This is a genomic window from Bacillus sp. JJ1503 (assembly GCF_036965125.1).
Taxonomy (GTDB): domain Bacteria; phylum Bacillota; class Bacilli; order Bacillales; family Cytobacillaceae; genus Cytobacillus.
The window spans coordinates 1-9493 of the sequence record NZ_JBALOZ010000247.1 but is presented as its reverse complement, the minus strand read 5'-3'; the positions used below and the strand labels follow the sequence as shown (position 1 = coordinate 9493).

Here is a 9493-nt window from a genome sequence, read left to right as displayed (position 1 = left end):
TCCGGTGAGCCCTACCGCGCCGTTATTATTCATGCCAATCGGGAAGAAGAGGCTGTGGAATGGAAGACTGAGCTAGAAGGCCAATTCCCGAATGTAGAATTTATGGTCAGCTACTTCGGCCCAGTCATTGGCACTCATCTCGGCGAAGGGTCGATGGGGCTTGGGTGGGTGAAGAAATAATAGGGTTATGTTTATGGTGAGACTGTCCAGAGAGTTAGCTTTTTGACTTTCTGGATGGGAAAAAAGTATTCTTCGTAACCATTCACTGCATAAGGTTCCCGTTCCGGCGAATATTTACAGTAAACGGTCAACAGACCCGGACTTTGATGCCCGTGATCAGTAAAGAAAGCGAATCACGGTCATCAGACACCGCATCTGGTTCCCGTCCAGTCGGAAAAATGGTGTAAATGGTCATCAAACCCTCACCTGAGGCAGAGGCTAAATGAACTTGCCCTTACTCGGACAAAACTTTTCCAAAACAATATTAAAAAAAAGAGGTGTTGCACATGCGATTCGCACTTACTTATGACAAAATAACCCCAGACAAAATCCTTATGTCCCCAGAAAAAACTCATCAAATCTCCTCCATTGAAAGCATTCCTCATCAAGATTTAAATCCAGCCTACCCCTTCTCACAAGAACTCCAGCAGCAATTATCCGGAAAGCAGCTATTACTGGACGATTTAACCGATCCGATACAAAAAATCCAGGAACACTATGAAAATGGGTATCTCATTTATCGAAAGGGAATTATTACAGAAGGCCGCAAAAGTTTCTGCAAGCGCTGCGGCAACAAAGATAAGCATTTTTTCACCTCGTTTCCATGTGCAAGATGTGAGGAAGAATGTCTCTATTGCCGAAAATGCATCATGATGGGAAGAGTGAGCACGTGTACGCCCCTGATCAGTTGGACAGGTCCAGTGTTTCCGTTAAAATGTACAGACCCGCCGCTTTCTTGGGATGGTACATTATCCGATGGACAGCAAATTGCATCAAAACGGGTAGCGGAAGCAGTGCAAGGCGATAAGGAGCTACTCGTTTGGGCCGTATGCGGAGCGGGGAAAACGGAGGTGCTATTCGAGGGAATAAACGCAGCACTCACAGCCGAAAAAAGAGTTTGCCTCGCAACCCCACGAACCGATGTAGTCCTCGAGCTCACTCCGCGTCTGAAAAAAGTGTTTCCTAGTATCGCAGTTGCCTCCATTTACGGCGGCAGCGAGGACCGCCATCTCAATGCGCCGCTCACCATCGCCACCACCCACCAGCTTTTTCGTTTCTACCATGCCTTCGATACCGTTATCCTTGATGAAGTCGATGCCTTTCCCTATTCAGTCGAAGAATCACTCCAATATGCTGTCCGTCAATCACGCAAATCTTCATCCTCGATGATCTACCTAACTGCCACCCCGAATGAAAAATGGCAAAAAGAATGCCGCCAAGGAAAAAGAGAATTTGTCACCATTCCTGCACGTTTTCACCGCCATCCTCTCCCGGTACCGCGTTTTCAATGGTGCGGCAACTGGGAAAAGCGACTCAAAAAAGAGCACCTTCCGCCTAACGTAATCCAGTGGATCAAAAACCGGCTAGATTCCAACAAGCAATGTCTTTTATTTGTCCCTAAGATCGATAAAATGGGAAAAATCCTTCCTCTCATAAGAAAATTCCATCCGAAAATTGAAGCAGTCCATGCCGAGGACCCACAGCGTAAAGAAAAGGTCCAGGCGATGAGAAATAAGGAAATCCCATTGTTGCTCACAACGACTATTTTGGAAAGGGGTGTCACCTTTCCTAATATTGATGTCGCTGTCTTGGGTGCAGAAGACCGGATTTTTACCGAAAGCGCTCTAGTACAAATTGCTGGGCGTGTTGGAAGAAGCTCACTTGCTCCCGGCGGTGATATTGTATTTTTTCATTACGGAAAAACCGAAGCAATGATCCGCGCGAAAAAACAAATCCAAAATATGAATGTAGAAGCAAAAAAGAAAGGATTGATCGATTATTAAGCATTGTCTTGTTTGTTTTGCAGAAATAATCCCTCAAATAGGCTGGACCGCATTATTTTCCAAAGAGGAAGTGGTGACACTGTGTTGGTCTTGCCGCGAAAAGTTTTCCATCATAGTTGGCGAAACATGCCGGACCTGTGATCGTCCGTTAGAGCAAATAGAATCACAATTTAAGCTTCATGACCAATGTCTAGATTGTGTCCGCTGGGAGGAGGATCCGCAATGGGCAGGGACGTTGGAGAAAAACTACTCCATTGTGATGTACAATGATTTTGCCAAAGAAGTCATGGCCCAATATAAATACCGGGGTGACTATGTGCTCGCGCATGTCTTTGCTTCCTTTATGAAAAAAAAGCTTACTGCAATCCCCTTTGACAAGATTGTCCCGATTCCGTTAAGTGCCGAGCGCCTTTATGAACGCGGCTTTAACCAGTCAGAGGCATTAATTCGGGCTTGTGGCCTTGAGCCAAGCAATCTTTTTACCAGAATCCACACCGAAAAACAATCGAAGAAATCCCGCTCCGAACGAATCCATCTAGAGCAAGTCTTTCAAATAAAAGAGCCCATCTTCGATCAAAATATCCTGTTAATCGATGATATTTATACAACAGGCTCCACACTTCGGCATGCAGCCAAATGCTTAAAGGAAGCGGGTGCACTTACAGTTGGCTCCCTTACTTTTGCACGCGGCTAACGAAAATTCGCGAATCCGTCATTTCTTAAAATTAGAACTTTGGCTATAATGGAGGAAATAAGAGACATGTTTAACATGAGGGGGAGAAAGAATGGCAGAGCTTACGAATTGCCCGAACTGCGACAGTATTTTTGTGAAAAATAAATTCCGAGATGTTTGCGATAAATGCTGGAAAGAAGAAGAAAAAGCCTACGAAACCGTCTACCAATTCATGCGCAAACGCGAAAACCGCGCCGCAACGATGAATCAGGTTGTTGAGGCAACAGGAGTCGAGGAAGAATTGATTCTAAAATTTATCAAAGCCGGTAGACTTCAGCTGACCCAGTTTCCGAATCTAGGATACCCTTGTGACAAATGTGGAGCAATTATTCGAACAGGGAAAATCTGTGATAAGTGTACAGAGGAGCTAAGGAAGGATTTGCAAGTACATACATCAGAAGAAGAACGCAGGAAGGAAATAGAACGAAGAGAGAAGCATGCGACTTACTTTGCGGGGGATGAGAAGTTTCGGAAGAGGTAGGTCAGTGTTCTGCAGTGACAGAAAATCGCCTTTTAAAAAATAATGTTAAAAAATAGACACTTTTAACCGATAATAAAATTAAGTAAATGTATCGGATCGAAAGTGAGGGATAAACATTGAAAATTAATAATTTTGGATCATCAGGTGTGAATCCATATAAACGCCAAATGAGTAATTTTGATCAGGCATCAAAGTCCATGAATAAAGCTACTGATAAAGTTGAAATTTCAGCGTCTGCAAAGGAAATGCAGCAAGTCTCCCATTTTGCAAATGAACGACAAGCAAAGGTGGACGAATTGAAAATTCAAGTAGAGAACGGAACTTATAGAGTCAACCCAAAAGAAGTAGCGAAGAGCATTATCGATTTTTATAAGAAATAAGTAGGAGGGAACCTTTCATGTCCGCCGAAGCCTTATCAGCATCTATAGAAAAATTGCTCAAGCTCCATAAAAGCCTTTACGAGCTTGCAGTCAAAAAAACAGACATCATTAAAACCGGGGACATGGAAGCCCTCGATCTTATGCTTAAGGATGAGCAAACGCATATTGCGGCGATTGAGCAAACGGAAAAAGAGCGTCAAAAGGCAGCTAGGGCAATGGTTCCTCATGTTGAACAGCCGACAGTTTCAGATTGTCTTGAGAGCTTTGAAGCTGTAGAACAAGACAGGCTTTCAAAGATGGTAAATGAGCTTTCTTTAATAGTACATAGCTTAAAGGAGAAAAATTATTTAAATCAGCAGCTTATCCATCAATCACTTCAATTTGTTCATTTTTCGATGGGCTTGCTTCGACCTCAGCCAACAAATATAAACTATGGGCCGCCCTCGAAAAATCAAAAGCCTTCTGAACATCAATCCTCAAGTGTGTTTAACTCGGAAGCTTAATAGAACGGAGGAACAAGAATATGCGTCCAACCTTTATGGGCCTAGAAACTGCTCGCCGCGGTATGTTTACCCAACAAAGTGCTTTATATACCACGGGTCATAATATTTCAAATGCAAATACGCCGGGGTATTCGCGGCAACGGGTTAATTTTCAGCAAACTTCTCCTTATCCTGCTAATGGTCTTAACCGCCCCTATCTACCTGGTCAAATGGGGACAGGTGTAGAGGCAGGAAGCATTCAGAGAATCCGGGATAGCTTTATTGATGCTAGATTTAGAAGTGAGAACAATAAATTAGGTTATTACGGATCAAAGTCTGATGCGTTGACTAGGATGGAAAATGTAATGAACGAGCCTACTTCCGAGGGGCTATCAGCGGCAATGGATAATTTTTGGAATTCATTGCAAACATTAGGTACAAATCCTAATGAGAGCGGAGCTAGAGAAAGTGTATTAGCACAAGGGCATGCACTTGCTGACACCTTTAATTATCTGTCTGCCTCTCTAAATTCCATTCGCGAGGATTTGAAGCAGAGTATTAAAGTAAACGTTGAAAAAATAAATACACTAGCTTCTCAGATTAATAATATCAATAAACAAATTAATCAGGTAGAGCCTCACGGGGATCTGCCGAATGATCTGTACGATGAAAGAGATCGTCTTGTTGATGAACTTTCACAATTAGTAGATATTAAGGTGACAACTCAGCCTAGCGGAGGATTGCCATCACCTATTGCAGAGGGAACTTACAAAATAGAAATTTTAAATCCTATAGGGAAGAGCTTAGGAACACTTGTAGATAAAAATACAATAAACGGTGATCCAAACAAATTATCTTACAAAGCTGATAATGACGGTTACATCGAATCTTTATCGATTGGTTCTGGTTCACCAATTGAAGTAGAAAATTTTGCAAAAGGCTCTCTTAAAGCCGATATCGAGGCATTCGGATATGTAAATCAAACAGGAAACCAGGTTGGACGGTATCCTGATATGATAGACCAGCTTGATAAATTGGCTTTTACATTATTGAAAGAATTTAATCATATCCATAAAAACGGAATTGATTTAGACGGCAATAACGGCAAAGACTTTTTTAATGATGTCACTGATTATAAGGGTGCAGCAAGTAAAATTTCAGTGGCAATTAACAATCCGAATGAAATTGCTGCTTCAGTGAACGGCAAAGGAAATGGAGATAATGGATATAAGCTAGCAGATGTCTTAAGAAAGGATCTTTCTGCATTTGAAGCACAGGTATTTGATCCCTCTACAGGAAACCCAATTGACCTAAAGGATTATACACAAGTTAATTTAAAGATGAGCGGAAATATTAAATCCTTCTACGGCGGGCTAATTTCTTCACTTGGTGTTGAGACGAGAGAGGCGAACGTATTATCAAAAAATACATTAGTATTATTGGATACTGTTGATTATCAACGGCAATCAGTATCAGGGGTGTCGCTGGATGAAGAAATGTCAAATTTAATTAAATTTCAGCATGCCTATAATGCCTCAGCAAGAAATATTACAGTAATCGATGAAATGCTTGATAAAATTATTAATGGCATGGGCGTAGTCGGAAGGTAGGGGAACAAAATGCGTGTAACACAATCGATGCTTACCAATAATATGTTACGTAATTTAAGTGGTAGCTACCAAAAATTGGGCAAATATCAGGAACAGCTTAGTTCACAAAAGAAAATTTCTAGACCATCCGATGATCCGGTTGTTGTTTTTAAAGGGATTTCTTACAGGACAAGTGTTAATGATGTTTCACAATATAAAAGAAATATGTCTGAAGTGAATGTATGGCTGGAAAATACTGAAGATGCACTTGATAAGGCTGGGTCATCTATCCACCGAATTAGTGAATTAGTAAATCAAGCAAATACAGGTACCGTAACGGATTCAGATCGAAAAAAAATAGAAAATGAAATTGAAGAAATTAAAAAGCAACTTGTTTCAATAGCGAATACAAAGTTGTCTGGTAAGTATATTTTTAATGGTTCGGATATTTATAATGCACCAGTATCATTTGATGCAGCAAATAAAATACAAACCAATTACAATACAGATGCCATTAATATTGAAGTTTCTGGAGGAATCAAGCTTCAAGTCAATTATTTAGGAGCGAATGTATTTGGTACAGAAACAAGCGGGATGCTAAAGGATCTGGAAGATCTGCAAGATGCAATGAAAAACGGAAATGACCCAGATTTAAGCAATTTTATTGAAAACTTTCAAAATCATTTAAATACGGTTACTTCAGCAAGATCTAGTATTGGTGCTTCCATGAATCGTGTAGAGATGATTCAAGATCGCTTAGATTCTCAAGAAATTATTGCTACTAAAACAATGTCGGAAAATGAAGACATCGATGTAGAAAAAGTCATATTAGACTTACAAACACAGGAAAGTATTCATAGAATGGCACTAAGTGTCGGTTCTAGAATCATCCAGCCAACATTAGTTGACTTTTTAAGGTAAGAATAAAGCTATCTGTTTAGATAGCTTTTCTTTATAGGAGATAATATTATGCAAATTCCACAAATTCGCATTGAATCACAAGTCGGAAAAATTGGGTTAGATATCACTAAACCCAATCAAAATATTGAGCAGCCACAAGCTGATTTAAGCATTGAACAGCCTCCAGCCGAAATGATAATCAATCGCCAGCCCAGTAGATTAACGATTGATCAAACACTAGCACGAGAAAACCTGGATTTAAAGTCTGTTTTTAAAAGAGGAGATGAAAATGCTCAGCTAGGTTATCAGGCTTTTATGAATTATGTTAGCAAAACAGTTCAAGAAGGAGCTGAGCTAATGATGATTGAAAATGGAGGAAATCCAATTGTGAATCATGCAAATCGTGCGTTGGATCATGATATTGTATTTAATACCGGGAATACTCCTTCACAAAACAGTGTTAAAGTAGAATATACACCTTCAAAAGTAGATATAGAATGGAAGCGAAATAAACCAAATATTCAAGTGCAAATTAATCGTCCAATTCATGAGTACATTCCGGGTCGTGTCGATATTTATATGGAACAAACTCCTTCCTTGAAAATAGATTTTAAATTATAAAGGCTGTGTGGTGATAAAAATGAAAATTAATACAAGATACCACGAAGAAATCGAAGTGAACGAAGAGGAAAAGATTTTTTTTAGTAGTGGAATTCCTTGTTTTTCCAAATGAAAAGGAATTTGTGATCCTTCCGCTTGGATCTGACTCGCCATTGAGCATCCTTCAATCCGTAAACAATGAGGAACTAGGATTTGTTGTTGCTGAACCTTTTTCTTTCTATAAAGAATATGAATTTGTTCTTGAAAAATCAGTTGAAAATCAACTAAATATTCAGGACGAGAAAGATATCCAAGTCTATTCAATTATTACATTAGGAGAATCCCTTTCAACCTCTACGATCAATCTACAAGCTCCAGTCATTATTAACAGAAAAATAAAAAAAGCGAAACAAGCCATACTAAATACCGAAACTTATCATACAAAGCATCTATTAGTAAATAACAACAAACAAAAGGGTCAGGAGGGATAATCATGTTAGTTCTCACAAGGAAAAAGAACGAAAGTGTTATCCTGAATGAAAATATCGAAATTACCATTTTAGAAATAGATGGAGAGCAGATAAAGCTCGGTATTAAAGCACCAAAGGATGTTGAAATCCTTCGCAAAGAAATAATCGTCAAAACCGAACTAGAAAATATCAATGCATTAAAAGGAAATTTCGACCTAAAAAAAATATTAGAAGAAAATACTAAATAAATGTAAAACTTACGAGAATTGTGTCGATATAATAGATAGTCACATAGGAATTTAGTCGGCCGACAATTACTATGTCAAACTAACCACATGGATGTGGGAACTTTCAAACTCAAGGAGGAAAATTAAAATGAGAATTAACCACAATATCTCAGCGATGAACACTCATCGTCAATTAACTTACAACAACAATGCTTCAGCTAAATCTATGGAAAAATTATCTTCAGGATACCGAATCAACCGTGCAGCTGACGATGCAGCAGGTCTTGCAATCTCTGAAAAAATGCGTAACCAAATCCGTGGGTTAGACCAAGCATCTGCTAACTCTCAAGATGCAATCTCTTTAATCCAAACTGCTGAAGGTGCATTAAACGAAACACATGCAATGCTTCAACGTATGGCTGAGTTAACTACAAAAGCAGCGAACGAAACATTAACAACTTCAGATACTGATAAAATTCAAGAAGAGGTTACTCAACTAACACAGCAAATTGATAGTATTGCTAATCAAACGAAGTTTAATACTAAGAGCATCTTAAATTCATCATCTTCTTTAACATTCCAAGTTGGTGCAAATAGTGGTGAGACAATTTCGTTAAAATTAGTAGATGCTACTTCAAGTACAATTGGAGTTTCTACAACTCAATTAACTAATTTAAATTCAGGTGTAACAAGTACAACTGACGGTACGCTTAATACTGCTGCAAAAGGAAACTTAGATAAAATTCAAACAGCTATTAACACTATTTCTCAAAACCGTTCTAACCTTGGTGCTGTTCAAAACCGCTTAGAGCACACTATTAACAACCTTGGAACAACTTCTGAAAACCTTCAAGCTGCTGAGTCTCGTATCCGTGACGTAGACATGGCGAAAGAAATGATGGCTATGACTAAGAACAACATTCTTACTCAAGCTGCTCAGGCTATGCTTGCACAAGCTAACCAACAGCCACAAGGAGTTCTACAACTTCTTCGTTAATAATTAATTATTTAAAGAGATCTTAGACTTTTTCTAGGGTCTCTTTTTTGTTTATATTGAAAATTATTGAGTGCTTAATATTATTATGGAAAAGTCGATATTAGAAATGAAGCATTAGAAACAAAAGGGTGGCTAACATGGGTAAAAACACTATATCACTTTGCATGATTGTAAAAAACGAGGAAACGTACCTTAGAAGATGTCTTGAAAGTGTTAAAAATCAAGTGGATGAGATCATAATTGTTGATACTGGCTCAACGGATTCAACTATAGGCATTGCAGAAGAATTTGAGACCAGTATTTTTACTTATGAATGGGATAAAGATTTTGCCGCTGCAAGAAACTTTTCTTTAGAGAAGGCAAAATCTGATTATATTTTAGTCCTAGATGCAGATGAATATTTAGATGAAGATACTAATCTTCAAATGGTAATCAATGAGAAGAAAGATTTCTATATTATTAATTTAAAGAATTATATGGATGGCGGTTACATAACAATACACCAAGCTATAAGGCTGTTTAAAAATAAGATGAACCTTAAATACTATGGTAAAATTCATGAGCATTTGAATATTCATGATTTTAATAATTTGACTAATGATTTTGCTGGTTTTGTTATTCATCACGATGG

13 protein-coding genes are annotated in these 9493 nt (G+C 38.7%); all 13 read left to right on the top strand.

The window, feature by feature from the left end:
* On the top strand, nt 1-180 hold a 180-nt coding region (locus V7149_RS18430; RefSeq protein ID WP_335347058.1), incomplete at its 5' end, for a DegV family protein.
* A 326-nt stretch (nt 181-506) separates the two neighbouring features.
* Complete coding sequence (locus tag V7149_RS18425) at nt 507-2003, top strand: DEAD/DEAH box helicase (RefSeq protein WP_335347057.1); 1497 nt, start codon at nt 507-509, stop codon at nt 2001-2003.
* Nucleotides 2004-2076: 73 nt separating this feature from the next.
* Complete coding sequence (locus V7149_RS18420) at nt 2077-2697, top strand: ComF family protein (protein ID WP_335347056.1); 621 nt, start codon at nt 2077-2079, stop codon at nt 2695-2697.
* A gap of 91 nt (nt 2698-2788) precedes the next feature.
* Nucleotides 2789-3217 (top strand): TIGR03826 family flagellar region protein, encoded by a 429-nt coding sequence (locus tag V7149_RS18415; RefSeq protein ID WP_335347055.1) that lies wholly within the window; start codon nt 2789-2791, stop codon nt 3215-3217.
* A 116-nt stretch (nt 3218-3333) separates the two neighbouring features.
* Entirely contained in the window at nt 3334-3597 is a 264-nt protein-coding gene (gene flgM, locus V7149_RS18410) for a flagellar biosynthesis anti-sigma factor FlgM (protein WP_335347054.1), read from the top strand.
* 17 nt (nt 3598-3614) lie between these two features.
* Nucleotides 3615-4100 carry a flagellar protein FlgN gene (locus V7149_RS18405; RefSeq protein WP_335347053.1) on the top strand — a complete coding sequence of 162 codons (486 nt, stop codon included), beginning with the start codon at nt 3615-3617 and terminating at the stop codon, nt 4098-4100.
* A 20-nt stretch (nt 4101-4120) separates the two neighbouring features.
* Nucleotides 4121-5689 carry a flagellar hook-associated protein FlgK gene (gene flgK, locus V7149_RS18400; protein WP_335347052.1) on the top strand — a complete coding sequence of 523 codons (1569 nt, stop codon included), beginning with the start codon at nt 4121-4123 and terminating at the stop codon, nt 5687-5689.
* Nucleotides 5690-5698: 9 nt separating this feature from the next.
* Entirely contained in the window at nt 5699-6589 is an 891-nt protein-coding gene (flgL, locus tag V7149_RS18395) for a flagellar hook-associated protein FlgL (RefSeq protein WP_335347051.1), read from the top strand.
* A 48-nt stretch (nt 6590-6637) separates the two neighbouring features.
* Complete coding sequence (locus V7149_RS18390; RefSeq protein ID WP_335347050.1) at nt 6638-7189, top strand: DUF6470 family protein; 552 nt, start codon at nt 6638-6640, stop codon at nt 7187-7189.
* An 86-nt stretch (nt 7190-7275) separates the two neighbouring features.
* Nucleotides 7276-7659 (top strand): flagellar assembly protein FliW, encoded by a 384-nt coding sequence (gene fliW, locus V7149_RS18385; protein WP_335347049.1) that lies wholly within the window; start codon nt 7276-7278, stop codon nt 7657-7659.
* A gap of 2 nt (nt 7660-7661) precedes the next feature.
* Nucleotides 7662-7886, top strand: coding sequence for a carbon storage regulator CsrA (gene csrA / locus V7149_RS18380; protein WP_335347048.1), 225 nt, complete (start codon nt 7662-7664; stop codon nt 7884-7886).
* Nucleotides 7887-8013: 127 nt separating this feature from the next.
* Nucleotides 8014-8862, top strand: a complete 849-nt coding sequence (locus tag V7149_RS18375) for a flagellin (protein WP_335347047.1) — start codon at nt 8014-8016, stop codon at nt 8860-8862.
* Nucleotides 8863-8999: 137 nt separating this feature from the next.
* A partial coding sequence (locus tag V7149_RS18370; protein ID WP_335347046.1) for a glycosyltransferase family 2 protein occupies nt 9000-9493 on the top strand: 494 nt, incomplete at its 3' end.